This window comes from Aminiphilus sp., assembly GCF_029975095.1.
In the GTDB taxonomy this organism is placed as follows: domain Bacteria; phylum Synergistota; class Synergistia; order Synergistales; family Aminiphilaceae; genus Aminiphilus.
Map to the genome: position 1 here is coordinate 1 of NZ_JARKPW010000131.1, position 25,149 is coordinate 25,149.

At 65.2% G+C, this 25,149-nt stretch carries 21 protein-coding genes, 1 pseudogene and 1 riboswitch; of the genes and pseudogenes, 19 read left to right on the forward strand and 3 right to left on the reverse strand.

Features of this window, described 5'->3' with window-relative positions; translation table 11 throughout:
* Positions 1 to 238: 238 nt before the first annotated feature.
* On the reverse strand, positions 239 to 1,411 hold the full coding sequence (locus Q1K49_RS07940) for a hypothetical protein (protein ID WP_300524826.1): 1,173 nt from the start codon (positions 1,409 to 1,411) through the stop codon (positions 239 to 241).
* 226 nt (positions 1,412 to 1,637) lie between these two features.
* Between Q1K49_RS07940 and Q1K49_RS07945 the strand changes: the two genes are divergently transcribed.
* The 19 genes and pseudogenes from Q1K49_RS07945 (at position 1,638) to Q1K49_RS08035 (ending at position 23,632) form a co-directional block, all read left to right on the forward strand.
* Positions 1,638 to 2,270 carry a precorrin-8X methylmutase gene (locus tag Q1K49_RS07945; RefSeq protein ID WP_300524829.1) on the forward strand — a complete coding sequence of 211 codons (633 nt, stop codon included), beginning with the start codon at positions 1,638 to 1,640 and terminating at the stop codon, positions 2,268 to 2,270.
* Between the two features lie 25 nt (positions 2,271 to 2,295).
* Positions 2,296 to 3,585 (forward strand): cobalt-precorrin-5B (C(1))-methyltransferase CbiD, encoded by a 1,290-nt coding sequence (cbiD, locus tag Q1K49_RS07950; RefSeq protein WP_300524832.1) that lies wholly within the window; start codon positions 2,296 to 2,298, stop codon positions 3,583 to 3,585.
* Between the two features lie 7 nt (positions 3,586 to 3,592).
* A complete protein-coding gene (locus tag Q1K49_RS07955; RefSeq protein WP_300524835.1) occupies positions 3,593 to 5,119 on the forward strand; it encodes an SH3 domain-containing protein in 1,527 nt (508 codons plus the stop codon).
* On the forward strand, positions 5,116 to 6,222 hold the full coding sequence (locus Q1K49_RS07960) for an AAA family ATPase (protein WP_300524836.1): 1,107 nt from the start codon (positions 5,116 to 5,118) through the stop codon (positions 6,220 to 6,222). The genes Q1K49_RS07955 and Q1K49_RS07960 overlap by 4 nt, the downstream gene beginning before the upstream one ends.
* Positions 6,219 to 6,890 carry a DUF4276 family protein gene (locus Q1K49_RS07965; protein WP_300524839.1) on the forward strand — a complete coding sequence of 224 codons (672 nt, stop codon included), beginning with the start codon at positions 6,219 to 6,221 and terminating at the stop codon, positions 6,888 to 6,890. The genes Q1K49_RS07960 and Q1K49_RS07965 overlap by 4 nt, the downstream gene beginning before the upstream one ends.
* A gap of 136 nt (positions 6,891 to 7,026) precedes the next feature.
* Positions 7,027 to 7,593, forward strand: a complete 567-nt coding sequence (locus Q1K49_RS07970; protein ID WP_300524841.1) for a DNA-deoxyinosine glycosylase — start codon at positions 7,027 to 7,029, stop codon at positions 7,591 to 7,593.
* Positions 7,594 to 7,638: 45 nt separating this feature from the next.
* Positions 7,639 to 7,818, forward strand: a riboswitch (cobalamin riboswitch).
* A 187-nt stretch (positions 7,819 to 8,005) separates the two neighbouring features.
* Entirely contained in the window at positions 8,006 to 9,526 is a 1,521-nt protein-coding gene (gene cbiE / locus Q1K49_RS07975) for a precorrin-6y C5,15-methyltransferase (decarboxylating) subunit CbiE (protein WP_300524843.1), read from the forward strand.
* Complete coding sequence (gene cobM, locus Q1K49_RS07980; protein ID WP_300524845.1) at positions 9,523 to 10,338, forward strand: precorrin-4 C(11)-methyltransferase; 816 nt, start codon at positions 9,523 to 9,525, stop codon at positions 10,336 to 10,338. The genes cbiE and cobM overlap by 4 nt, the downstream gene beginning before the upstream one ends.
* A complete protein-coding gene (locus tag Q1K49_RS07985) occupies positions 10,335 to 12,176 on the forward strand; it encodes a cobalamin biosynthesis protein (protein WP_300524847.1) in 1,842 nt (613 codons plus the stop codon). The genes cobM and Q1K49_RS07985 overlap by 4 nt, the downstream gene beginning before the upstream one ends.
* Positions 12,173 to 13,048 carry a precorrin-6A/cobalt-precorrin-6A reductase gene (locus Q1K49_RS07990; protein WP_300524850.1) on the forward strand — a complete coding sequence of 292 codons (876 nt, stop codon included), beginning with the start codon at positions 12,173 to 12,175 and terminating at the stop codon, positions 13,046 to 13,048. The genes Q1K49_RS07985 and Q1K49_RS07990 overlap by 4 nt, the downstream gene beginning before the upstream one ends.
* 115 nt (positions 13,049 to 13,163) lie before the next feature.
* Complete coding sequence (locus Q1K49_RS07995; protein WP_300524853.1) at positions 13,164 to 13,883, forward strand: precorrin-2 C(20)-methyltransferase; 720 nt, start codon at positions 13,164 to 13,166, stop codon at positions 13,881 to 13,883.
* The gene (locus Q1K49_RS08000; protein WP_300524855.1) at positions 13,880 to 14,863 is read left to right on the forward strand and encodes a hypothetical protein; all 984 of its coding nucleotides are present in this window, start codon (positions 13,880 to 13,882) and stop codon (positions 14,861 to 14,863) included. The genes Q1K49_RS07995 and Q1K49_RS08000 overlap by 4 nt, the downstream gene beginning before the upstream one ends.
* A 6-nt stretch (positions 14,864 to 14,869) precedes the next feature.
* The gene (locus tag Q1K49_RS08005) at positions 14,870 to 16,198 is read left to right on the forward strand and encodes a hypothetical protein (protein ID WP_300524857.1); all 1,329 of its coding nucleotides are present in this window, start codon (positions 14,870 to 14,872) and stop codon (positions 16,196 to 16,198) included.
* The gene (gene hemC, locus Q1K49_RS08010) at positions 16,195 to 17,868 is read left to right on the forward strand and encodes a hydroxymethylbilane synthase (protein ID WP_300524860.1); all 1,674 of its coding nucleotides are present in this window, start codon (positions 16,195 to 16,197) and stop codon (positions 17,866 to 17,868) included. The genes Q1K49_RS08005 and hemC overlap by 4 nt, the downstream gene beginning before the upstream one ends.
* Before the next feature lie 43 nt (positions 17,869 to 17,911).
* On the forward strand, positions 17,912 to 19,474 hold the full coding sequence (gene cobA / locus Q1K49_RS08015) for a uroporphyrinogen-III C-methyltransferase (RefSeq protein WP_300524863.1): 1,563 nt from the start codon (positions 17,912 to 17,914) through the stop codon (positions 19,472 to 19,474).
* Entirely contained in the window at positions 19,471 to 21,042 is a 1,572-nt protein-coding gene (locus tag Q1K49_RS08020) for a cobyric acid synthase (RefSeq protein WP_300524866.1), read from the forward strand. The genes cobA and Q1K49_RS08020 overlap by 4 nt, the downstream gene beginning before the upstream one ends.
* 226 nt (positions 21,043 to 21,268) lie before the next feature.
* Entirely contained in the window at positions 21,269 to 22,570 is a 1,302-nt protein-coding gene (gene hemL / locus Q1K49_RS08025; protein ID WP_300524869.1) for a glutamate-1-semialdehyde 2,1-aminomutase, read from the forward strand.
* Between the two features lie 209 nt (positions 22,571 to 22,779).
* Positions 22,780 to 23,115: pseudogene (locus Q1K49_RS08030) on the forward strand (IS3 family transposase); the annotation flags it as partial.
* A 55-nt stretch (positions 23,116 to 23,170) separates the two neighbouring features.
* Complete coding sequence (locus Q1K49_RS08035; RefSeq protein WP_300524872.1) at positions 23,171 to 23,632, forward strand: IS5 family transposase; 462 nt, start codon at positions 23,171 to 23,173, stop codon at positions 23,630 to 23,632.
* 306 nt (positions 23,633 to 23,938) lie between these two features.
* Here Q1K49_RS08035 and Q1K49_RS08040 read toward each other — a convergent pair whose 3' ends face one another.
* Positions 23,939 to 24,472 (reverse strand): hypothetical protein, encoded by a 534-nt coding sequence (locus Q1K49_RS08040; RefSeq protein ID WP_300524874.1) that lies wholly within the window; start codon positions 24,470 to 24,472, stop codon positions 23,939 to 23,941.
* The coding region (locus tag Q1K49_RS08045) for an ImmA/IrrE family metallo-endopeptidase (RefSeq protein ID WP_300524875.1) at positions 24,469 to 25,149 on the reverse strand (681 nt) is incomplete at its 5' end. The genes Q1K49_RS08040 and Q1K49_RS08045, both read right to left, overlap by 4 nt.

A 25,149-nucleotide genomic window follows, 5' to 3' on the forward strand; every position in this document is an offset into this window, starting at 1 on the left:
TGCTATGCTTCTTTCCGGTCATGGTGTATCGCCTCCTAAGGGCTCGGGTTGTTTGTGCGCTGCAGACACCCTACACCATGACCTTCTTTCTTTGAATCCCCCCTCCGCAATCACTTTTTGCACACTCTTTAGAGCATAATCTCGCCGCGCCTGTGAACAGACGAATGGCCTGCGGTTACGGCATCTGTCCGCTGTCCCAAGCAAGCAACGGCATGGTTGCATCGGGCTCTTCGCCCCTCTAGGGGCCTTTCATTGAAGAATCCATCCGGACGGCCCGAAGCACGGGATCGAGACGCCCACGAATCGTGAAGAGGGTCACCGCCAGGTGGAGTTCGCTGCCGTCAGAAGCGATGTGGAGCCGGGCCGAAAGGGGCATGGAGGAGACGCGCTCCGTCCCGGGCCGAAGAGGATAGAGCAGCCCTGTGAACCTTCGCCCCCGCTTGTCCAGGCTGAGCCGGAAAGGGGTGTCTCCCTTGGTGACCGCCGTCAGGGAGCCGTATCCCGACACCTGGACGAACAGGTCCAGATCCTTTTCCGTGCGGAGAAGCACCCCGTCGGGAGCATCGAAGCGCCACCTCCCTTCGGCGAGACGCTGCAGTTCCTGCAGGCTCTCCGGATGGTACGTAGCCGGGTCGAAGCGCTCGTCAAGCACATACCGGGCGAGGGCACTCCCCCCGAAGAGCAGGAGCAGCACCACCACGAAGCCGAGCAGGGCGAGCCTGGACGGGGCTTCCGGGACAAGTCCGCACGGTTCCGCTCGAACGGAGGGGGAACGTTCCACCTCGAACGTACTCTCTCCTTCACGTTCGTCGTCATCGCCGTTGTCGTTTTCGCGCTCCCCATCCCCTCCGTTGTCATTTTCTCCGGCTCCAGAAAGAACTTCCTTTTCCGCGCCGCTCTTTTCGTCAGGGAAGAGTCCGGCGCCCGTGGAGACGAGGAAAAGAAAGGCGAAGAGCACCGCGTCGAGGAGGTTGAAGAAGATCCACCAGCCTCCCGTGAGTGTTCCGCTGTAGGCCCGAAGCACGACACCCCCGGTCTGCCCCATGGAGAAGAAGGGCTCCCGCAGAAAGCCGTCCGCGACCTCGGAGATCCAGTAGAAGGGAGAATCCGCCGGAGTAGCGTGCACCGCTCCGGCCACGAGAAGCTGCACCCATCCGTAGATCAGGGCTCCCGCGAAGGCAAGCCACAGGCGCTGTCCGAAGGCCCAGAACCGGAGCGGATCGCCCCGCCCCAGACGCCCTGCGCCGTATCCGGCGACGCCCCCCGCGAGCATTCCCGCAAGCCCCGGCAGTGCGCAGGCATCGGCCCGAAAGATACCGAGCACTGCGCCACAGACCGCACAAAGCACCATGACCGGCACAAATCTCGACACCGTCCACTTCGCTCCGGACATCTCCTTCATTTCCGACACGACACCTCTCCCCTCTCCCCGTCTCCCCGTCTCTCGCATTCCCAACCCGCCCGGGAGTTCCCACGGATCCATCCATTTCTTTACCTCTCTTTACCTCTTCCAAGCAGCATTCTAGCACAGCCATCCTTCCCTTCGGAGCCTTGAGGAAGCGTTCGGGGTATAATGAACGTCATCCCTGCAAACGAGCGTGGACACGGGACATTACCTTTCTTCGAGGAGGCAGCCCATGACTTTTTCCTACGAACAGAAACCCCAGGCAATCGAAGACACCAGTTTTGCCATGATCCGCACGGTTTTGGCGAGCTACGCCGTTCCGAAAGCACTGCTTCCGGTGGTGATCCGCGTGGTCCACGCGGGAGCGGATTTTTCTCTCGCCTCCCTTGTGACCGTGGGAGGAACGACCGTGCCGGATCTCGCGGCGCGTCTGCGCCGGGGAGGACGTCTCTTCTGCGACGTCTCCATGCTCGCTGCGGGCATCTCGAGGAAAATCGCCGCCGCCTGCGGACTTGACCCCTTCGCCTCGGTACACGACGAGAGCGTCGCCGAAAAGGCCGCCGCCAAAGGTATCACCCGGGCCATGGCGGCGGTGGACATGGCAGTGGCCCAGGGGGTACGCCTCTTCGCCTTCGGCAACGCCCCCACGGCGCTCTTCCGCCTGCTCGAACACGCCCGAGAGGGCGCACCGGTGGACGCGGTGATCGGCATGCCCGTGGGATTCGTGGGAGCCGCGGACAGCAAGGAGGCTCTTCTGGCCTCGGGGCTGCCCTGCCTGACCCTCCGTGGTCCCCGGGGCGGCTCGAACCTCTGCGCGGCGGCGCTCAACGCCCTGCTCCGGCTGGACGACGCTCCGGCGTCCTGAAGAGCGAAACGTCCGGAGCAGGAACATGGAGGAGAGACAGGGAAAAAATCTCCGCTACGGATTCACCACCGGCACGGCGGCCACGGCGGCGGCTCTTGCCGCCGTGCGCTGGCTCCTCGGCAGGCCCTGTCGTACCGTGACGGTGGAGCTGCCGGAGGGACGCCGTCTTCCTCTTCCCGTGGCGGGAGTGCACTCCCTGGAAAAGGGAGACGGCGAAGGCGCCGAAGCCTGGGTGATCAAGGACGGCGGCGATGACCCGGACGTCACTTCCGGGCTCGCCATCGTCGCCTCGGTGCGGCTGCTCGATGAAGAGCGCATCGAGATCCGCGGCGGCGAGGGCGTGGGCGTCGTGACGAAGAAGGGCCTTCCCGTGCCGGTAGGAAAACCAGCCATCAATCCGGGACCGCGGGCGATGCTGGTGCAGAACCTCGCCGCCGAACTCGGACCGGGGCGCGGCGCGGTGGTGACCGTCTCCGTCCCCGAGGGACGCACCGTAGCGGCCCGGACCTACAACCCGCGCCTCGGTGTGGAGGGGGGCATCTCCATTCTCGGCACCCGGGGCATCGTGGTGCCCATGAGCGAGGAGGCCCTCGTGGCGACCATCTTCACCGAGCTGGACGTGCTCGCCGCATCGGGGCGCACCGCCTGCTGCCTGGTCCCCGGGAACTACGGAGAGACCACGGCCCGCAAACTGGGGGTTCCCGCGGGCGCCCTGGTGAAGACGAGCAACTTCCTGGGCTATGTCCTGGAGAAACTCTCCCGCATGGGCGAGGAGGGAAAGAGCGGGCGCATCGACCATCTGCTGCTGGTGGGACAGGTGGGGAAACTCCTCAAAGTGGCGGGAGGATCGCTCCACACGTCGAGCCGCTACAGCGACGGACGTCTGGAGACGCTGGCTTCCTGCGCCGTCCTCGCCGGAGCGTCCCGGGAGGAGGTGGCGGCGATCCTCGAGGCGAACACCGCCGACGAGGCGGTGAACGCTCTTTTGGAAAAACCCTGGGCGGCGGAGACGCTCGACCGGGCGGGCAGGCGGATCGTGGCGGTGCTGCAGCGCTCCTGCAAAAGCCTGCGCTGTGTCGGCGTGGTGCTTTTCATCCTGCCGGACCGGATCGTGCACACCTCCGGTGAGGTGAAGCGCCTTCTCGCGGCTTTGGGAGAGGACGCACCCTCCGAAACCCCTCCGGAGGGGCCGCCCGGAAGAGTTCCATGCGTCGGCGAAACGGCGGCGAAAAAAACGACGGAACCCGGAGACGATGCGAGAAGGCCATGCGCAACGGATACGGGCGAGAACACCGAAGAAGAGACGAAAGGATGACCCGGCCATGACAACGATCCGGCCCACCGCTCTTTCCGGTACCTTTCGAGATTCCGGCGCCCGCCATGTTCGGCGTGCACGCGTTCAATGCCCACGGGGCGACATATCCGGCGCGCACACTCCGGACGTATCCGGCGGCTCCGGCTCGGCGCGGGAAACCACCCTGCACCTCCTCGTTCTCTGCGTCCTCGCCCTCCTGTGCTTCGGAACGGATGCGGCGTCGGCCAGGGAATTTCCGGAGATCCTCGATCTGCGCCGCCTGCCCCAGGAACCGCTCCTCTATCTCTCCGGAAACCCCGCGACGTGCCTCGTGGACGAGGAGGTCCAGAAAGAGAAGGCGCAGGCGTTCCTGGAAAAGCACTTCGCGCCGTGGAAACGCACCGCACCGGCCCACACGGTGGAAGACCTCCTCTGGCCCTTCAAGGCCTACGGAAATCGCGAGGGGTTCGGCGAAAACCTGCGCCTCCGCTCTCCAAACTGGGTGGCCGCCATGCGGACGAACGTCCGGGAGGAGGCCTTCGGAAGCCTGAACCGTCCCGCCGTGGCGCTCCAGGAAACATCGCTCCGACTCTTTCCCACGGACAAGCCCTTTTTTCTCGATTCCGACATGGCCGGCGAGGGCTACCCCTTCGACTACCTCCAGAATTCGGCGGTGAAGCCCGGCGAGGCGCTCTTCGTCTCCCACGCCTCCGCCGACGGCGCCTGGTTCTTCTGCGAGACCGCCTACGCCGCGGGATGGGTGGATGTGCGGCATCTCGCTTTCGTGGATGCGGCCTTCATGGAACGCTGGCAGCGCGGCCCCTGGCTCGTGGTGTGCCGCAACACCGTCTCCGTAGCACTGTTTCAGCCCGGCGACGAGCCCGGAACGTTCCGTTTCACCGCCCCCCTGGGGACACTGCTTCCCGTCGCGGGGGATCCGTTGCTCGGTGCCTTCCGCTTCGTGAACATTCCTGTGCGGAACGAAAACGGAATGGCCGCCCTCCATCGGGGTGTACTTCCCGAAGGAGCGGCGGCGCCCTGGCCCCTTCCCTTCACAGGGTGGAACGCGGCGCGCCTCGCCGGAGAGGTCATGGGGGAACCCTACGGTTGGGGAGGGCTGCTTCAGAACAGGGACTGTTCCGCCACGACAAGGGACCTGCTGGCCCCCTTCGGCGTCTGGCTTCCCCGCAACTCCGCGGCCCAGGCAAAGAGCGGCACGTGGTTTCCCCTGGAGGGGCTTCCCGTGGCGGAAAAGAAGGCGCGCCTCCTCGCGGAGGGACTCCCTTTCCGGACGCTGGTGGCACTGCGGGGACACATCATGCTCTACATCGGCTCCTGGAGAGGTGAACCGGTGGTCCTCCACACCACTTGGGGCGTGCGAACCCTGAAGGACGGCAGAGAAGGGCGACACGTCATCGGCAAAACGGTGATCACCACCCTCACCCCCGGCGCGGAACTTCCGGACCTGCATCCGTCGGGAACCATCGGCGAGCGGATCACGGGGTTCACGGTGCTTTCGCCGCAGCAATCCGAAGGAGGGAAGACCGCACCATGACCGCTACATACCCGATAGACCGGATCACACTTCAGGGGTTCAAGTCTATTCGCCGCCTCGACGCATTGAAACTGAGGGAACTGAACGTGCTTATCGGCTCCAACGGCGCGGGAAAAAGTAATTTTGTCGATTTCTTCCGCATGCTCGGTGAAATGGTCGAAGGCCGCCTGCAAAGGTGGACGCGAAACCAGGGATCGGCGGACCGGATCGTAAGCTTCGGCGTGAAGGCGACGACGAGGTTGGAATCCACAATCACATTCGGGCCGAATGGCTATAGTTTCGCCCTCGAACCGACGGTGGACGGGGGGTTTGCCTTTATCAACGAACAGACCTTTTTCGACGGAACACATTCCTCCGCGTGGAAATCATTGGGTTCGGGCCATCTGGAGTCGAAACTCAAAGAACAGCGAACATTCCCGAAGGCGAGTATCGCGGAATACTGCTACAACTCCATCTCCGGCTGGAAGATTTTTCATTTCCACGACACGAGCGACACCGCAGGAGTGAAACGCCTCTGCGCACTTCACGACAACACCTTTCTCCGCCGGGACGCCGCCAATCTCGCCGCGTTCTTGTACCGTCTGGCCCATGAAACACCCGAGATTTATCAGCGCATCAGGAACGTAGTGCAACTCGCAATCCCTTTCTTCGACGATTTTCTTCTCGTACCACAGAGACTGCCATCTGAAGAAGAACAGATCCGTCTTCTCTGGAAACAAAAGGAGAGTGACTATCCTTTCTGGCCAAGCCAATTGTCGGACGGCTCCATCCGTTTTATTTGCCTCGTCACCGCGTTGCTACAACCAGATCCTCCCTCGACGATCATCATCGATGAACCGGAACTGGGACTGCATCCCTATGCACTCGCACTGCTCGCCTCCCTGCTGCGCTCCGTTTCTAGGCGGGTACAGATCATCGTTTCCACACAATCGGTACCGTTCGTCAACGAGTTTTCCGTCGAGGATCTGCTCGTCGTAGAACGGAGAGAGGGGACTACGACGTTCCGTCGCCACGAAGAGGGATCCTTCCGCGAATGGTTAAAAGAATATTCCCTCGGGGAACTTTGGGAGAAGAATCTTCTCGGGGGGAGACCTAGCGTATGATTCGCGTCCACGTCATCTGCGAGGGACTCACGGAAGAGCAGTTCATCAACGAACTTTTGCTTGTCCCCCTTTCGGCGGAGAAAATTCTTCTGCTGCCATCGCAATTGGGCAGGCCGGGACACAAGGGCGGCAACGTCGGGTATGCTCGCCTCCTTTTCGACATCAGGGAGCGCCTGTTACGTGACATCGAGTGTTTCTGCACCACCTTTCTCGATTACTACGCCCTGCCGTCGGATTTTCCGGGAAAAAGCGACGCCGGCAAATTCCGAAACGTGGAGAGCCGCTACTTCTCCGTTGTCTCGGCCCTCGCCGACCGCGTAAAACACGATCTCGGCGAGGATGCCTCTCGACGGTTCATTCCCTATGTGCAAATGCACGAATTCGAGGCGCTGCTTTTCAGCCGACCGGAAAGCCTGGCAAAAAGCCTGGGGCATTCTGAACTCTCCGAAGCTTTTACGGAAATACGACGCGGATTTTCCTCACCCGAATACATTGATGACGGCCCGGAAACCGCTCCAAGCAAGCGCATAGAAAAACTCTTTCGGAACTACGACAAGCCGCTCCACCCCATCTTGGGAGCTCGGGAAATCGGCCTGAGCACAATTCGGAGAGAATGCTCTCTGTTCGACGATTGGGTTCGCAGGCTCGAAGCAGTGCACCCAGAATGAACGTCTCCCACGAACGAACTCGCACCACGGACACGTTTTCCTCCTGGTCGATGCAGGCGATCCCATCCTGTCCCGCGAGCGCGCCCGGGAGAGGCGTTCTCCGCGACACAAAAAAGTCGCAAGCGCCCTGCAGGACATGACGCTTCTTCGTGGCTTTCCTCCCATCGCCCGGAGCGACGCGACCCGCCTCGTCCTGGGCAGCATGCCCGGCGAGGCATCTCTGGCGAAGGGCGAGTATTACGGCCATCCGCGCAACGCCTTCTGGCCGATTCTCGGAGCTCTGCTCGGTTTCGATCCCGACGCGCCCTATGTCGAGCGCTGCGAAGCCCTCCGCCGGGCCCGCATCGCCCTCTGGGACGTCCTCGCCTGCTGTGAACGGCCGGGAAGCCTCGATGCGGACATCGTGGCATCCTCCATCGTTCCCAACGACTTCGGCACCTTCTTCGCGGCCCATCCACAGATCCGCATCATCTATTTCAACGGAAGCACCGCGGAAAGCGCCTTCCGCCGCCATGTGCGGGCTCTGCTCCCCGAGCGGCTGCGGACGCTCCCAGGGATCCGGCTTCCCTCCACCAGCCCAGCCCACGCGGGGCGTTCCTTCGAAGCGAAACGCGCCGCCTGGTCGTGTCTTCTCGAAGACGCGGGGAACGCGCAAAAAAACGAAACTCCTCCGAAGGATTCCCCGGAAGGATCGGAGGTATAATTGACAAGACTTCGAGATGCACGCCCGCGGACGCTTCTTTTGGCGTCAGCTGGCGTGGCCATAGTTCGCCAGAACAGGTGACGGGAAACCGGTAGCACGCCGGTGCGGCCCTCGCCACTGTAGCCGGGACGAAACCGCGCACATCCCACTGGAGTCAAGCTCTGGGAAGGGGCGGAAGTAGGACGAACGGAAGCCAGGAGACCGATCTGTTCTGGAAGGGGAGCGTCCGCGCGGGCGGCAGGCTGCCTCGGCCGGTTTCATTGGAAAACCTGCGGAGGAGGGCGCGGAGATCTCGCCCTCCTTGTTTCGTCTTCTTCTGCGGCGTCGGAGAAACGACGACGGAAGAGAGGCATTCAGTCCACAAAGCGGAGTACGGGACATTGCGCACGTTGAGGAAAGCGTGGAGAGGGCCATGAACAACATCTTCTGCATCGGCATGGGACCCGGCGGCGCCGAACAGGTGACCCGGGCGGCAATGCAAACGGCGGCGTCCGTGCCGTTTCTTCTCGGAGACGCCCGTTTTCTCGCCCTCGTTGCGGCAGGTCCTTCCGTGGCGCCGCAACACCTGGAGGAGTTGCCCCGGGGAACCGAGGCGACCTTGCGGCGTGTGGCGGAACTTCTCGAAAAAGGCCCCGTGGGCGTCCTGGTGAGCGGCGACACGGGGTTCTACAGTCTCGCATCCTCTCTGGTGCGCCGGTTCGGTCCTGAAAAGGTCCGGCTCGTTCCGGGCATCTCCAGCATGCAGCTTCTGGCGGCACGACGCGGCCGCTCCTGGGTGAACGTCCCCACCCTCTCCCTGCACGGACGGACGCTCGAAAATCCGGAGGAGCTCCACCCATCAACGGGCGAACGCCCCTCCGCGGAGGCATCCCCGGGGACGAGGACCACCGGAGGAGCGCTCGCCGCCCTCCAGAGCGAGGCGGTGGTCCTTTTGGGCGGATGGGAGCGGGTTCCGACACAGCTCCGGGAGCTGGCAGATCGCCTCGGCCCGGAGCGCAAAGGCGCGCTCGCCTGGGATCTGGGCCTGCCGGAGGAATCCATCACGGAGGGAACGCTCTCGGAGCTGGCAACCATGGAGCCTCGGGGACGCCTGCCTCTTCTCTGGCTCGACCCCCCCGAGGTCGAGCCGCCCCGCAGGGATTTTCTCCTGGAAGACGGCGCCGGAGCCGGAGAAAACCCCCTCCCCACAGGCGTCCTCCCCGATTCCTGGTTTTCGAGGGACGAGGGAATCCCCCTCACGAAGGCCCCCGTCCGCGCCGCTCTTCTCGGCCTGCTCCACCCTCTCCGGGGGTGTCGGGTTCTCGAAATCGGGACGGGAACAGGAGGCATGACGGTGGAGCTTGCCCGTGCCGCGGGGCCGGAGGGAACAGTGCTCTCCGTTGAACCGAAGCAGGAGGCGCTCGCTCTCGCGGCGCGCAACTGCCTTCGGGCGGGCATCGCCGTGGAAATGAGGGCGCGACACGGAGCAACCACCTCTTCTCCGAAGGAAGACACCGTCTCTGCGACGGCACCTGTGGCCGGTTCCGCAGGATGTGCGACGCAGGACCCATTCCGCCGCGACACAGCGGACGACGGAGAGTGCGCGGGGCGGACGCCCCGGGGCAGGGTGTGCCTCCTTCGGGGGAGCGCACCGGAGACACTGGCGGGACTTCGGTGCGCGGACGCGGTCTTCGTGGGCGGCCACGGCGGCGCCCTTCCGGAGGTGCTCGCCGCCTGCTGGAAGCTGCTCCGCCCCGGAGGACGCCTGGCGGCGACGTTCATCCTCGTGGACAGAGCCATGACGGCACTGCGTACACTGGAAGATCTGGGGGGCTCGCCGGGTTTCTGGCAGCTCACCGCAGGATACGGTAAACCCCTGGCGGGATCGTGGATGCTCTCCGGACAAAACCCGGTCTTTCTCGTCTGGGGAGACAAGGAGGCGAAACAGGCATGAACCGAGAACACTCGGACGGGGAACACGCAACGCCGTTCCAGGCGGAGGTGACCATCGTCGGCGCCGGTCCCGGAGATCCGGAACTGCTCACGCTGAAAGGAAAGCGCCTCCTCGAAACGGCGGACCTCGTGGTCTACGCGGGAAGTCTCGTGGCTCCCGCGCTGCTGGCGTTCTGCAACCCTTCCTGCGAAAAGGTGGATTCGGCCTCCCTCGATCTGGAGGAACAGGTGGAACTCATGAGCAGGGCCGCGCTGGAGGGACGGCGCGTGGTGCGCCTCCACACCGGAGATCCCAGCCTTTACGGAGCGACGGCGGAGCAGATTCGAGAACTGGAGGCCCGAGGCGTGGGCGTGACCATCGTTCCCGGCGTGTCGAGCCTTCAGGCCGCAGCGGCGCGCCTCGGCGTGGAATACACCGTGCCCGGGGGCACCCAGACGGTGATCTGCACCCGAGCGGCGGGGCGCACGCCCGTTCCCGCCTCGGAATCTCTGGAGCGGCTCGCCGCATCGCAAAGCACCCTGGTGATCTTCCTCAGCGCCGGACAGGCGGATCAGGTCGCCAATGCGCTTCTTCGGGGCGGTTACGCACCGGACACGCCCAGCGCCTGCGTCTACCGCGCCACCTGGCCGGACGAGAGAATTCTCCGGACCCGCCTCGACGAGCTGGCCCGCCGCATGGACGAGGCGGGCATCGCGAATCACGCGCTCCTCGTGATCGGGAGCTGCCTCGCCCCCGGAGAGGCGAAGAGTCTCCTCTACGACGGAAGCTTCTCCCACGGCTTCCGGAACGCGGAAAGATCCCCGCGGTCATGAGCACACCTCCCGCCATCCTGATTCTCTCCTCCCGGGGAGAGGAAACGGCCCGACGTCTCGCCTCCGCCCTGGGCGGCGATGTCCTCTCTCCCGCCCCGGGGGAACTGAAGACGCTTCTGATCTCCCTCTGGGAGCGACCGAGGACGACCCTTTCGGGCATCATCGGGGTCGGCGCCGCCGCCATCTACCTGCGCGCCGCCGGACCGCTCCTGCGGGACAAGGCCTCGGACCCGCCTCTCGTCTGCGTCTCCGAGGACGGGCACATGGTAGTTCCTCTCACGGGGGGACATCTGGGCGGCGGATTCGACCTGGCCCGCTCCTGCGCAAAAGCTTTGGATGCCACGCTCGCGACCACCTGCTCCAGCGACCGGGCGGGGCTCACTGCGCCGGACCTGCTCTGCCGGAGGTGGGGTTTCGTCCTGGAGGGCAAGGAGCATCTTCCTGCGGTGAACGGAGCACTCCTCAACGAGGGCGCTCTTCCGCTCCGGGTGGACCCGGAGTTTCTCCGGCTTCCCTTCCCACCCTGCTATCGGGTCGACTCCGCGGAAGAAAAGGACGGAGAGACCGCACACGAAGACGACACACCGCGTCCGGAGGTGCTCGTCTCCTTCCGGAACGCACCCCTTCCTCAGGGCACGGTGCGTCTGGTCCCTCCCTGCATCGTCGCAGGGGTGGGCTGCCGAAAGGGCGTCGCCGCGGAGGATGTGGTGGAGGCCCTCCGGGCGTCCTTCCGGGAAGGGGGATACACCCTTTCGGCCCTGGCGGAATGCCGCACCATTCCGGAAAAGGAGTTCGAACCGGGACTCGTGGAGGCGGCGCACCTGCTCGGCGTTCCCCTGCGGATCTGCTCCCGAAAGGAACTGCTGGCGCTTCCAGGCCCCTTTACTCCCTCCGCGGCGGAACGCCATCTGGATCTTCCCGGCGTGGCCGAGCCCTGCGCCGCCACGGCGGGCCCTCTTCTCGCACCGCGGACGAGTTCCCGGGGCGTGACGGTGGCCCTGTCCCTGCGCCCCCTCCACTTCCGGGGCCGGGTGGACGTTGTGGGAACCGGGCCGGGAGATGTGCGCTTCCTCACCGCCGAGGCACGGGCGGCCATCGAAGGAGCGGAGGTTCTCGTGGGCTACGCCCTCTACATCGACCAGATTCCCGAGACATGGCGACGAAACAAATGGGTGAAGCGCTTCTCCATGGGAGAGGAAGAGGAACGGGTCCGCCTCGCCCTGAATCTGGCGGAACAGGGATACGCCGTGGCGCTTCTCTCCGGAGGCGATCCGGTGCTCTTCGGCATGGCGGGACTGACCCACTCCCTGGCGACGGAGACCTCCGTGCCCGTCCGGATCATTCCGGGCATCTCGGCCATGCAGGCCGCGGGAGCGCTCCTCGGAGCACCCTACACGAACGGTCTCACCTGCATCTCCCTCTCGGACTATCTCCAGCCCTGGGAGGAGGTGCTCCAGGCACTGCGCGGCGCCGCCATGGGAGGGCTCACGGTGGCACTCTACAATCCCGTGCGGCGCGACCTGGAGACCAAGCTCGCCGCGGTGCGGGAAATCTTCGCCTCCCTGGAGGGGCCGGTCCTGCTCGTGCGGGACGTGGGCAGGCCCGAGGAGTCTTTCCGCGCGATTCCTCTGGAGGCGCTTTCCCCGGCGGAGGTGGACATGCGGACCCTGGTGGTGCTCCCTGGGCGGAACGTCCTCTGGGATGGAACGCGCCTTCTGGACCGCCGGGGATACCGGAGCGAGAAAGGGCGGAACGAGAGCACGGAAAGCGTTCCTGAGGACGAAGCGGCAGTACGGTCACGACAGGAATCACCGTCCGAAGAAGGCGCCGCCCCGTGAGGCTCCTCGTTCTCGGCGGCACCTCCGCGGCGCGCCGCGTGGCGGAACACCTTCTCGCACTGGGACATGCCGTGACCGTCTCGGTGACGCGCACCTGGGGACTCGAGACGATTCCTCCCGGCGCAGAGGCACTTCTGGGCGCCCGGGACCGGACCGAATGGACGGAACTGCTCTCCCGGAAGAAGCCGCACGGGGGAGAGGGGGACATGGAAGGCATCGTGGACTGCTCGCACCCCTTCGCGACGGCGGCCACGGAGGAACTCGCCGCAGCAGCGGCCGCACAGGAACTCCCCTTCGTGGTCTTCGAGCGGACAATGTGCTCTGTGGAGGAGAGCGAGGAGAGGGGGCTCTTTCCGCCACGTTTTCTCCTCCGGGCGGACTCACCCGAGGAGGGATGCGCCCTTCTCTGGGGAGTGACGCGCCCCGGGGAATGCCTCTTCCTCGCGGTAGGAGTGAAGTTGCTTCCCCGCATCGTTCCGCTCCTTCGGAAGGAGAACCGGCGCGTGGTCGCCCGGGTGCTTCCCACGGAGGAAAGCCTTTGCGCGGCCCGCAAAGCCGGTCTGGAGCCGAAGGAGATCGTCGCCCTCTGGGGAACGGGAAGCGTGCATCTCAACGAGGCGCTTCTCCTTGAAGCCGGAGCGGCGTGCATGCTCTCCAAGGATTCCGGCGAAGAGGGGGGCTTGCGCAACAAGATCGAGGCCTGCCGCAACCTCGGCTTGCCCCTGGTGCTCTTGAACCGCCCCTCCACGACAACGGGGCACGTTCCCTCCGTGTCCTCCCTGGAGGAACTCGAAGCAGTGCTGGCGTCGTGGGAGGAGAAAAAATCCGGGAACACTTCCGAAAAAAGACGCTGTCCGCATTCTCCCGCATGAGGGAGCGGGAGCGGGGGAAACGGGAACATCGCCGCGGGGCCCTGGAGATTTCCGCCGGCAAGGTCCTTGCGGAAGTTTTTGCGACACCTCATTTCGACCGAAGAGGAGCGATCTCATGATTCTGTACGGCATCGGCGTCGGTCCGGGAGATCCGGAACTGGTGACGCTCAAGGCATTACGGCTTCTCGAAGAGGCGGATCTGGTCCTCGTTCCCGTCTCGCGGCAGGGACGGGCGAGCATCGCCGGAGACATCGTCACCGCCGCCTGGGCACAGCGGAGCACGCCTCTGCCCGAGCTGGTGCCTCTGGTCTTCCCCATGGTCCGGGACGAGGAGGAGCGACGGCGCCTTCTGGAGGATCAGCTCCGGATGCTTCGCCCCCGCTGGGAGGGCGCACGCGCCGCGGCGCTCCCCGTCCTCGGCGACGCGGCCCTCTACGCCACGGTGGCCTGGCTCTTCGAGGCCTGGCGCCCCCTCGCGCCGGAGCTGGAACTTCGACTGGTCCCCGGCATCTCCGCCCACTCCTTCGCGGCCTGCGCCCTCTCGTCCTTCCTGGCCCTCGCGGAGGAGCGGCTCGCGGTGGTTCCCTGCACCGCAGGAGCCGACGAGGTGCGGCGCATTCTGGAAGCCGCCGACACGGCGGCACTCTACAAGCCCTCGGCCCTGGGGGAGGACCTCGCACGGACGGTCTCCGCCGCGGGGCCATGGAAACACATGGTGCGCATCGAGCGGGGAGGTCTTCCGGAAGAACGCATTCTCCAGGGGGAGGCAGCCATCTCCCCCTGCTCGGAATATCTCTCCCTGGTGCTGCTCTGGAGGGAGCGTGCTTCCGTGTGACATCCCTTTCCGTGGACTGGGGAGCCCTGCTGCGGGGAGAGCTGCTTCTCACGGCGAACGTCGCCCTGGGATTGGCCCTCGGTGAGGCGATCCTGCATTTTCAGGTGGCGGATCGTCTCTTCAGGAGGATGCTTCCCCGCCTTGCCCGCTGGGGCCTTTCTCCGGACCTTGGAGCGGCGCTGGCGGTGAGCCTCGGCTCCTCCCGCGCCGGAGCGGCCATGATCGCGGCGGCGTTCCGGGAGGGGCGGCTCGCCCGGAGGGACACCGTGCTCGGCACGCTGCTTCTGGCTTTTCCGGGTTATCTGCGGCGCTGGGTGACGAGTTTCGCCGTGGCGGTGGGCCTCGCGGGAGTAGCTGGAGCCATTTATTCTGGGGTGCTTCTTCTCCGGAGCGGTGCCCGTTTCGTTCTTGTACTGCTGCTGCTCCGGCGGGGGAAAAAACCCTTGGAGGCTTGCCACGCGGAGATGGTGCACGGCGAGGGCACCCCGGAGATGGAAGAATCCGCCCCTCTGAACGAAAGGAAGAGCCGCTTCGTCAGCGCCGGGGAACGCCGACGGATGCTGTTGCGTCTTCTGGGACGGACACTTCCCTGGGCGTGGAGTTTCTATGCACTGGCCTTCGTGCTCGTGCCCTATCTGGACGCGTTTCTTCTGGAACACGTACACCTGCTCCCCCTTCTGCCTCCGGCGGGATGGACCGTTGTGGCGGGCAGCCTGGCTCAGAACAACGTGGCCCTTGCCGCCGCCAAGGCAAGCCTCGCCACGAAGACACTCACGACGGCGGAAGCAGTGCTGGCCCTCCTGGTGGGAAACGTCCTGGGCTCCTTCTCCCGGACGGCCCGACAGAACGTGGGCTACTGGCTCGGGCTCTTTCCGCGGGATCTGGTGCGCTCCCTCCTGGTGTGGCACACGGGAACGCAGGTTCCGCTCATGCTCCTCTCCCTTGTGGGAGCGGCGATTCCTGTTCTTCTGGCGAGGTGAGGCACAATGAGCTCTCTCCACTGTCTGGTCCTGGATTACCGCGACGCCTCCGCCGAGGAGCGGGCCGCCGCATGGAGCACCTGGAGCCGCATGAACGGCGACGAATCCGTTCTTCCACAACTGCGGCACCTTTCCTTTCCCTGCGGCGACGATCCGGAGGGAGAATCCCGTAACGGAGACGTCCGTGCTGCCGCCGCAGACGACGCCCCGGACGACGAGACGGACGGGATACCGGAGATCGACTGTTCCGCCGTCCGGGAGTGCTTTCGCCTGCGCACCTGCAACCGGGCGGAAATGTACCTGGTGCTCCCCTCGGGGGGGCAACCGCCCCGGGAACTGCTCGTCCCCGGCGTGCGGCATCTGGAGGACGAGGAAGCGGTGCGGCATCTTCTTCGTCTTCTCCTGGGGCTGGAGAGTCTCGCTGTCGGGGAGGAGCACATCGTGGCCCAGTTCCGGGAGTGCTACGAGGGGAACGACAAGCGGCGCTGCGGCCGCATGCTCCACCGCCTTTTCCAGCGGGCGCTCCACCTGGCGGGAACCTTGCGCTCCTGCTGGTCCCCCGGAAGGGCGCCATCCATTCCCTACCTTATGCTGCAGCGCTTCAAGGAACATCCCCGCTGGCCCCGGGTGCGCGCCCTCGTGGTGGGCACCGGCGCCATGGGAGAGGAGACGGCGCGGCTTCTCCGGGCATGCCGGGTCGAGGTCTGTCTCGTCAACCGCACGCTCCGCCGAGGCGAGGAGGTGGCGGAGCGGCTCGGCCTTCCGCTGCTCCCCTGGGAGAACTGGCGCGAGGCGACGGAAGGCGTGGACGGCCTTTTCCTCTGTACCGACGCACCGGAACCGCTTTGGCGGGGAAGCGAAACGGAAACGTTCGGCGCCGGCAAGAGGCGGAACCCGGAGGAGTGCCGCCGGGAAGAGCCCCGTCCTCTTCCCTGGGTTCTCGACCTCGGGGGCATTCCCCAGTCCGCTCCGCAAAGCGGGGCGGTGCGCATCACCGTGGACGATCTCCGGGAGTACGCCGGACGCCTGCTGGAAACCCACCGCAAGGGACTCCGCCGCCTGGAGCAGGAGGCGGACGCCACCGCTCGGGCGCTCTGGGAGGAACTCTCGGGCATCTACGGCGACACCTACCGGCGCCTGGCCCTGGCGCGGGCGAAGCAGGTGGTGCGGGACCGGGTGGAACGGACGGCAAAGAAGACCGGCGCCGATCCGGAGGTCCTGGAGGCGATGGCCTGGAGCGTCGTGAAAGGAGTGCTCCACCCCCTTCTGTCGAACCGGACATCCCACACGAACAGGGTCTGGCGCCTCTTGGCGGAAACGGAGCGGCGCTCGTGACGGGACGTTCCTTCTCGCTCCTCGCGTCGGTGAACACGCGGAGACAGCGCGTTCTCATGGTGGGAGGCGGCAGTGTGGGTACCCGGAAGATCGCCACGCTCCTCGGCGCAGGGTGCGAGGTCATCCTCGTCTCCCCCGAGGCGACACCGGAACTGCGGGAACTCGCCACGGCAGGACGGATCCGGTGGCTTCGCCGCACGGTTCTCCCCGAGGACTTCGCCGCCGTCCGGCTCGTTCTCCTGGCCCTTCCCCTCGAAACGAAGGCGGATGGGGCGAGCACTTCGCTCGAACAGGCCCTCGCCTGGGCACGGAAGGCGGGGTGTCTCGTGAACTGCGCCGCCTGCGCCGACGAGGGAGACTGGGCACTGGTGGCCCAATTCCGGCACGGCCCCTGCTTCATCGGAATCGGCACGGGAGGCGACGATCCCTGCGAGGCGGTGCGGCTCAAACGACACCTCCTCGCCTGTCTTGATACGGAGGAGACCCGAAAGGAAGGAATGTCCCGCTCCGAGAGTGAAACACCCGGCGGAGACAGCCCGGCGGAAGAGACGACGCATTCCGACGGTTCGCAAGGACGCGGAGCCGCCTCCCGGGGCGAAAAGGGCATTTTCGCGACACCCCGTTCCGAGCATTCCGGAAATCCGGGACGTCACTCCGGAAACGACGCACAACCGCTGGTGCTCCTCTCCCGGGGAAGCCCCCTCGCCCTGCGCCAGGCGGAACTGGCCGCGGCAGCCCTCGCCACCCGGGGCGCCCGCACGGAGGTGCGCACCGTAACCTCCCACGGCGACCGGGACCAGAAGACGCCTCTCTCCGCCTTCGGTGGCTTCGGCGCCTTCGTGAAGGCCCTGGAGGAGGGCCTCCTCGCGGGGGAGGGAGACGGCGCGGTGCACAGCCTCAAGGACGTGCCCTCGAAGCTCGGCGGGGACGAACGCCGGGGAACGAGACTCGTCCTCGCAGGAGTGCTTCCCCGGGAATCCGCCCGGGATCTCCTGCTCACCCTCGACGGACTGCCCCTCGAAGCGCTGCCGCCTGGAGCGAAAGTGGGCACGTCGAGTCTGCGCCGTCGGGCACAGCTCCTTTTCCTCCGCCCGGATCTGGAGGTCGTCCCTTTTCGGGGCAACGTGGAAACCCGTCTGCGCAAGCTCCGGGAGGGACAGGTGGCGGCGACGATCCTCGCCGAGGCGGGGCTTTCCCGCCTCGACAACAGCCCGGACGGAAGGGGAGGCAGCATGCTTTCCGAGCCCGACCGGGAGCTGCTGCGCCGGGGAAGCGCTCCCCTTCCGTTCCTTGCCGCTCCGGGACAGGGAGCCGTCGCCGTGGAGACCTGCGCGGGAACGCCCCTGGAACAGCTCCTTCGGGATCTGGACCACCTCCCCACCCGGCTGGCGGTGACGGCTGAACGGGCTTTTCTCACGGAATTCGCCTGCGGCTGCGTGCTCCCCCTGGGCGTGCACGGCCTCTGGGAAAGCGGTGTGCTGCATCTGCGGGCGGAACTGCTCGACGGAGGCGGAAAAGCCCGGGAAACGGCGGAACTGGAAACTGAGGTGGCCTCTCTCGCCGAAGCCGAAGAGGCGGGAAAACGTCTCTGGAAAAACATGGCCGAAAACCCCCTGGCCCGCCGCCTCGTTGCGGCGGCAAAACGGACCCCTTCCGCGGATGTCCCGTGAGACCTCCGGGCAGGGAGAACCATCCGGGAAAGGAGAGGAGACCATGACCGTCCATCTCGTCGGTGCAGGGTGCGGCACCCCCTCGTGGCTCACGCTCCGCGGAGCTGAACTGCTCCGCACCGCCGAGGCGGTCGTCTACGACCGCCTGATCCATCCGGACCTGCTCCAGCTCTGCCCCAGGGAATGCGAGTACCACCCCGCGGGCAAGCGCGAGAGCGACCACACCCTTCCGCAGAAGGAGATCAACGCCCTTCTGGTGGAGCTGGGGAAACGCCTCACCTCGGTGGTGCGCCTCAAGGGAGGTGATCCCTTCGTCTTCGGACGGGGTGGCGAGGAGGCCCTTGCCCTGGAAGAAGCAGGGCTCACCTGGGACGCGGTTCCGGGCATCACCGCCGCTCTCGGCGGCTGCGCCGCAGCGGGACTTCCGCCGACCCACCGGGGCCTTTCCGGCGCGGTGACCCTCGCCACGGGACGCCTCGGCAACGGCGGCACCGAGACGACGCCGGACGATGGGGAAAATTCCGGAGACCCGCGCCGGGACTTCCTCCGGGAACTCGGCGCCGTTCCGGGAACGCTCTGTCTCTACATGAGCGCCTCCTCCTTCGCCGAGGCAGCGCCGTTTCTCGAAGCAGGCGGCGTGACGCCGGTCACGCCCGGAGCGTGCGTGACCTGGGGAGGCTGGGGAAGGGCGACGCTCCGCTCGGGAACCTTCGGGGAACTCATCGAGGCATCCCGGCGGAACGCACTGCGAAGCCCGAGCGTGCTCGTCCTGGGGGGCACCGCCGGCATGGCTCTCCATCCTCTCCGCGGCCCCCTCTCAGGTCTCCAGGTGGCGGTGTGCCGTCCCGCTCCCGAATCCTGGAACACCGCACGGCGCCTGGAACAGCTCGGCGCCGACGCCTACAGCATTCCCCTCCTCGAACTGGAGGAACGCCCTCTCCGAGGCGCGGCGGACCTTCTCGCCCGGGCGGACTGGATCGTCTGCACGAGCCCCCGGGGCGCGACGCAGCTCAAACGCTGTGCTCCGGACCTGCGCCGCCTTCGGGGCCGCCTCGCCGCCATCGGCGAGGGCACTGCGAAGGCTCTCGCCCTGGAGGGCCTTCCACCGGACACCACGGCGGAGGAACCCACGTCGGAAGGACTGGCCCGACTCCTGCGCTCCCTGATCCGCCCCGGCGAGCGGGTGGCCTTCGTCCGAAATGAACGGGCCTCGTCGCTTCCCGAGGAGGCCGTCCGGCAAGCGGGAGGCGTTCCTCTCGAGCTTGCCGCCTACCGCATGGTTCCCCGCCCTCTTCCGGGGGAGGAACTCTACCGGGAGCTGTGGCGCCAGGCACCGCTCCACGCGGTGGTCTTCGGCAGCGCCGCCCTCGCCGAGGCATGGTGGGACCGCTTCGGTGGTCTTCCTCCCGGTGCCGTTCCCGTCGCCTGGGGAGAAACGTGCGCGCGTCGCATCCGGGAGCTGCTGGAGACCCAGCGGGAAGGAGGACGTAACGTGGCGGTGCTCGAATCACCGGACCTCCCGGGGCTGGAGCGAGTGCTGCGCCGTCTGAACGCCCTTCTTTCGGACCTGCGCCTCGAACAGGCCGCGGAGGAGGCCTCCTCGTGAGCACCGCACGGGCAGCAAAGGGACTCATGGTCTGCGGCACCACCAGCGACGCGGGGAAGAGCCTTCTGGTCACCGCTCTTTGCCGCCACTTCTTCCGAAAGGGCATACGGGTCGCGCCCTTCAAGGCCCAGAACATGGCCCTCAACGCTTACACCGCCCCGGGAGGAGGCGAAATGGGCGTCGCCCAGGCCCTCCAGGCCGAGGCCTGCGGCCTGGAGCCGGACGTGTGCTTCAATCCGGTGCTCCTCAAACCCCAGGGAGACAGCACGAGCCAGGTGGTGCTTTTGGGACGCCCCGCCGCCACGCTTTCCGCCCGGGACTATCACGGCAGGAACGGAAAAGGCTACGCGGCCACCGCCTGGGAGACCGCCCGCGGTGCCCTGGCGGCTCTCCGGGAGGAGTACGACCTGCTGCTCCTGGAGGGCGCGGGAAGCCCCGCGGAGATGAACATCTACGCCGCGGACTTCACGAACCTCCGGACCGCCCGGGAGGCGGAGGCGCCGGTCCTCCTCGTGGGGGACATCGAACGTGGGGGCGTGCTCGCCTCGCTGGTGGGCACCCTCGCGGTGCTCCCCGAGAAGGACGCCGCGCTGATCAAAGCCTTTGCGGTCAACAAGTTCCGGGGAGATCCGAGCCTCTTCGACGAGGGGTGCCGTTTTCTCGAAGCGCGCACGGGGCGCCCCGTTCTGGGAGTGCTTCCCTACGCGACCCATCTCCGCCTCCCCGCAGAGGATTCCCTGGGACTGCGCTCCTTCGGCGACGGCCCCCTGCGCATTGTGGTGATCAAGCTTCCCCGCATCGCCAACTTCACCGACTTCGACGCCCTGGAGCACGACGGCTGCCGGGTGGTCTTCGCCGACGCACCCGGGGATACGGACGGCGCGGACTGCATCGTTCTGCCGGGGACGAAAGCCACCATGGCGGACCTTCGCTGGCTTCGGCAGCGCGGCCTCGCCACGGCTCTCCGGGATGCCGCCGACCGGGGCATTCCCATCTGGGGCATCTGCGGGGGCTACCAGATGCTGGGAGAGCGCATCGACGACCCGGGGGGCGTGGAGGAATCGGGATCGGAAAGCATGGAGGGGCTCGGCCTGCTGCCGGTGCGCACCCTCTTCGAGGGAACCAAGATCGCCGCCCCCGCCCGGGCGGTGGTGAACGATTGGGCCCCGGGACCGTGGGAAGCCCTTCGGGACCGGGAGATCTCGGGCTACGAGATCCACATGGGACGCACGATCCCCGTTGCGGCGACGTCTTTCGGCGATGGCACGCCCCTGCTCACTCTCATCGCCCGAGGAGGCAGCGAGATCCTGGAGGCGGACGGCGCGGCTCGGCCTGAGGGCACGGTCTTCGGCTGCTATCTCCACGGTCTGGCGGACGACCCGCTCTTCCGGCGGGCCTTCGTCAACTGGCTGCGGCGGCGCAAGGGGCTCGCCCCTCTCGGCGGAACCGGAGAAACGGCGCCCTCGGGGCGGGAACTCCGGGACAGAAGTTACGACGCCTGGGCGGATTTCGTGGCAACCCATCTGGATATGACACGCCTGGAGGAGCTGATCGCCCGGGGGCTCTGAGCGCAGGAAAAGGACTCCCGAAATCGAAAGGAAACGCCGACGAGGAAGGGACGCCGCGCTGCGGCGGAAATCTATCGGGAGCCGGCTCCGTCCCTTTCCGTCGGATGCGCCCTCCGGCGACCGCAGGTCACAGCCGCGTCTTCGAGATCGGCGGCGCATTTTTCGGAGATCCCTTGACACTACGACGCCAAAAAGCGAAACGATCCGTCTTAAGGAGGAATCGGAAATGGAACGGAAACGGAAGACGAATGCGGAATGCTTCGCCGCCGCACGAGAGGTGCTGGTGGGAGGCGTGAACAGTCCCGTCCGGGCCTGGAGATCCGTGGGAGGAACACCGCGCTTCTTTCTGCGGGGAGCGGGAGCGATGCTGGAGGACGTGGAAGGCAACGTCTATACCGACTATGTGTGCAGCTGGGGCCCCCTGATCCTCGGCCACGCCCACCCGGAAGTAGTGGCGGCGGTGGTGCGGGCCGCCGCGGATTCGCCCTCCTTCGGTGCTCCCTCACCGCTGGAGATCGAGCTTGCCCTGAAGGTGCGGGCACGCTTTCCCTCCATGGAGCTGATCCGCTTCGTCAACTCCGGTACGGAAGCGACCATGACGGCCCTCCGGGTCGCCCGGGGGTTCACGGGACGGAAGCTCGCGGTGAAGTTCTCCGGCTGCTACCACGGCCACGCCGACGCCTTTCTCGTCGCCGCCGGAAGCGGCGCCCTCACCCTGGGCTGCCCGGACAGTCCGGGCATTCCCGAGGACGTGGCGTCCTGCACGATGGTCCTTCCCTACAACGACATCGACGCGGTGAAACGCTGCTTTGCCGAGCACGCAAAGGATATCGCCGCGGTCATCGTGGAACCCTGGGCGGGCAATATGGGCCTCGTGCCGCCCCGGGAGGGGTTCCTCGAATCCCTGCGGGAGATCACGGCCACGTCCGGAAGCCTTCTCATCTTCGACGAGGTGATCACGGGATTCCGCGTTCCCGAGGGGGGCGTACAGCAACGCCTCTCTCTCGTTCCCGACCTGACCTGCCTCGGCAAGATCATCGGCGGCGGGCTGCCCGTGGGAGCCTTCGGCGGACGCCGAGAGATCATGGAAAAACTCGCCCCGGTCGGCCCGGTCTACCAGGCGGGGACCCTCGCGGGCAATCCCCTCGCCATGGCGGCGGGCATCGCCACCCTCTCGGTGCTCGAACGCCCCGAGACGTACCGAGTGCTTGAAGCAAGGGCGTCCCGTTTTGCCGCAGGACTCGCGGACGCAGCGAAGGCGGCGCACTTCCCCCTTGTGGTGACGCGACTCGGCTCCGTGCTGGGCATGTTCTTCGCCTCCGCGGTTCCCGCCACCCTCGACGAGGTGAAGCGCACCCGGGGAGACCTGTACCCTGCGTTCTTCGCCGCCATGGTCGAGGAGGGGCACCTCTTCGCCCCCTCCGCCTTCGAGGCGCTCTTCGTCTCCACCGCCCACGACGAAGCGATCCTCGACGAGACCCTCGTCGCGGCGGAACGCATTTTCCGGGAACTCGCGAAGAAGATGTGACCAGCTTCGGTTTCAGTCGGATATTTCGCAGGGCTGATCGGGACTTTTCTTCGCCTCAGCAAGTGCAGAACGGAATCGCGGAGCGGTTCTTCAAGAGCCTGAAGAAAAAGCGAATCCGGGCGCATCGGCTTGAAACGCCGCCCGCGGAAGAATGACCGGGGTGGTCAAAATTCGGCTGTCCCTGGTGATCAAATTTGCATTGACAAAACCAGATGGCCTTGTGGCGGAGAGGGGTGTCTCGTGGCGTCATCGTCCATTCCGATCGCGGAAGTCAGTACTGTTCCGCTCAGTACCAGGCGCTGTTGACGCGGCACGACCTGATTTGCAGCATGAGCAGCAAGGCGGGCTGCTTCGACGACACCTGCGCCGAAAGCTTCTTTTCCTCGCTCAAGGTCGAAGTCATCCACGGCAACCGGTTCCAGACGCGAGAAGCCATGCGCCGGACGGTCTTCGAGTACATTGCCGTCAACTACAATCGCATCCGTCGTTCCAGTTCCATCGGATACCTGAGCCCCGAATCCTTCGAGGCGAAATTTGCCGCTTAGCTCGGTGTCCACGATTGGTGGGCAAGATCACTGATGATTGACAGTACCGCCATCCGTGCCCATCAGTATGCCGCGGGAGCAAGGGGGGCAGGCACAACAGGCGCTCCGCCGGTCTCGGGGTGGATTCTCCACAAAAATCCACGCTCTTGTAGATGCCCTGGGCAATCCACTCCGGTTTCATCTGACCGGAGGCAACGTTTCGGATATCGCTGCGGCTCCGGAGCTTCTCGACAGCTGTGATGTACAGGCCCAATACGTTCTTGGAGACAAGGGCTACGACAGCGACGAATTTGTGGGTCAGATCGAACGACGCGGAAGCATCGCCGTAATACCATCGCGATCGAATCGGAAGAAACCCAGAGAGTACGATTTTCACATATACTGCGAGAGGCCTCTGGTTGAAGTGTTCTTCAACAAAATCAAGCACTATCGCAGAATTTCGTCCCGCTTCGAAAAACTTGCCCGTACGTTCCTTGCTATGATCCATATCGCTTCCTGCATGATCTGGTTACGTTGATTTGGAAACACGGCCTAGGGGGTGCCGGGGGGCGTGCAACTCTTCGGCACCTCTGGTAAATTGTTGCGCCGCAAGCGTCCGGCTCTTGCTAGGTCTCCCTGGAAAACCGGGATCGCTTGGGAGTCCATATACCCATAATGCCTCTCTTTTTTGTTTTTTCAATAAAGACGTGCAGGAAAAAGTACAACAGACGAAGCCGAAGCCGTGTCTCCGGGGGAAACAAAAAGATGCGGAGGCGCGATTTCCCCGCCTTTTTTCAACCTTCACGAAGAACGCCTCCGCAGAGCCTCGGGAACGCCCGAGCTGTCAGGTCCGGGATCTGGATTCTTCCTGCCGCCGAATGAGGTCCGCAAAACCCGAGATGATCTTCTCGGTGATGTGCGTGGGATTCAACTGTCTAACGGTTTTAGCAAAAACCTCCGCCTCTTTGCCGGTGATTCCGCCGACCTTGTGCAGTTCTGCCACAAGCTCAAGCCCCCACAGCAACGAAACCTCTTCCTGTTTGCAAAACTTCCGTAAATTCTTGTCGTTGGTCACGCAGGTAAAACCATGCCGTTTGGCCGTTAACAGGCATAGCCAGTCCTCGAACGATAACGGTCCGGATCGGCCGCCGGCGGCATACGCATCTTCGATTTCCGGCTCGATAATGATCAGTCCGAGGGCTACCAGTTCGTTTTCATCATCGATTTCGTTAACCTCCTCCACGACCGGGCTGGTCACGTGCAACGGACCGATATGTTTCACCACGAGTTCCAGCACGGCCCGCTCCGCCTTGATGAAATCGATCAGCACGCATGCGTCCATGATCATCAACTTGCGGGGAGCCGGGCGGCGTGTCACAGAATGACCTCCCAATTCTGGAGCAGGTCCTGCATCTCCTCAATGCCGATCCGAAGCATCTCCGCGCCGCGGCTGAGCGATATTTTGTCTTTTTCCACCGCTTCCCTGGTCAGGCGTTTGAATCGGTCTTCGTAGAAATCGAACCTTTGCATCCCGAACGGCTCCGCCGGATCGATGCCCATTGGTTCTTCTTTGAAGGAAAGCTTCCGGTTGAAGTGTTGCTGATAGGCCATGTTGAATTTCATCCAGATGGACTTGTCCACGGCCCCTTCTTCCAGGAGACGCGAGAGAACGGTTTTATAACTGACCCGGAAAATGCGCTTGACCTTGAAGACCCTGTCGACGAAGTGCAATCCGGCAGCTTCATTCCATTCCTTGCGGAACCCCTCATTCGGCATCAGAAAATGCCCGGCGAAACGGTCGGCTTCCTGTTCTTCCTCCTTGCTCTCATCGACCTTGGTGACGTCGTAGGCGTCGGGATGCAACATGAGGTGACCGAGTTCATGGGCGGCGCTGAAAATGCGCCTTTCCACCGAAATCCGCTCCCATACGTTCACCACCACCGCCGGCCCGCCGTCCTCCTCGCCCACAGAGAGGCCGAAGAAACTATCGGAAGCCATGGGGACGGGGAAAACCTTCACGCCCGCGTGTTCGAGCAGGCCGCAGATGTCGTGGAT

What these genes read in the sequence shown, in the direction of transcription:
- Q1K49_RS07945 (WP_300524829.1), top strand. Translation starts at nt 1,638, where the DNA reads ATGACTTTTTCCTACGAACAGAAACCCCAGGCAATCGAAGACACCAGT.
- cbiD (WP_300524832.1), top strand. Translation starts at nt 2,296, where the DNA reads ATGGAGGAGAGACAGGGAAAAAATCTCCGCTACGGATTCACCACCGGC.
- Q1K49_RS07955 (WP_300524835.1), top strand. Translation starts at nt 3,593, where the DNA reads ATGACAACGATCCGGCCCACCGCTCTTTCCGGTACCTTTCGAGATTCC.
- Q1K49_RS07960 (WP_300524836.1), top strand. Translation starts at nt 5,116, where the DNA reads ATGACCGCTACATACCCGATAGACCGGATCACACTTCAGGGGTTCAAG.
- Q1K49_RS07965 (WP_300524839.1), top strand. Translation starts at nt 6,219, where the DNA reads ATGATTCGCGTCCACGTCATCTGCGAGGGACTCACGGAAGAGCAGTTC.
- Q1K49_RS07970 (WP_300524841.1), top strand. Translation starts at nt 7,027, where the DNA reads ATGACGCTTCTTCGTGGCTTTCCTCCCATCGCCCGGAGCGACGCGACC.
- cbiE (WP_300524843.1), top strand. Translation starts at nt 8,006, where the DNA reads ATGAACAACATCTTCTGCATCGGCATGGGACCCGGCGGCGCCGAACAG.
- cobM (WP_300524845.1), top strand. Translation starts at nt 9,523, where the DNA reads ATGAACCGAGAACACTCGGACGGGGAACACGCAACGCCGTTCCAGGCG.
- Q1K49_RS07985 (WP_300524847.1), top strand. Translation starts at nt 10,335, where the DNA reads ATGAGCACACCTCCCGCCATCCTGATTCTCTCCTCCCGGGGAGAGGAA.
- Q1K49_RS07995 (WP_300524853.1), top strand. Translation starts at nt 13,164, where the DNA reads ATGATTCTGTACGGCATCGGCGTCGGTCCGGGAGATCCGGAACTGGTG.
- Q1K49_RS08005 (WP_300524857.1), top strand. Translation starts at nt 14,870, where the DNA reads ATGAGCTCTCTCCACTGTCTGGTCCTGGATTACCGCGACGCCTCCGCC.
- cobA (WP_300524863.1), top strand. Translation starts at nt 17,912, where the DNA reads ATGACCGTCCATCTCGTCGGTGCAGGGTGCGGCACCCCCTCGTGGCTC.
- hemL (WP_300524869.1), top strand. Translation starts at nt 21,269, where the DNA reads ATGGAACGGAAACGGAAGACGAATGCGGAATGCTTCGCCGCCGCACGA.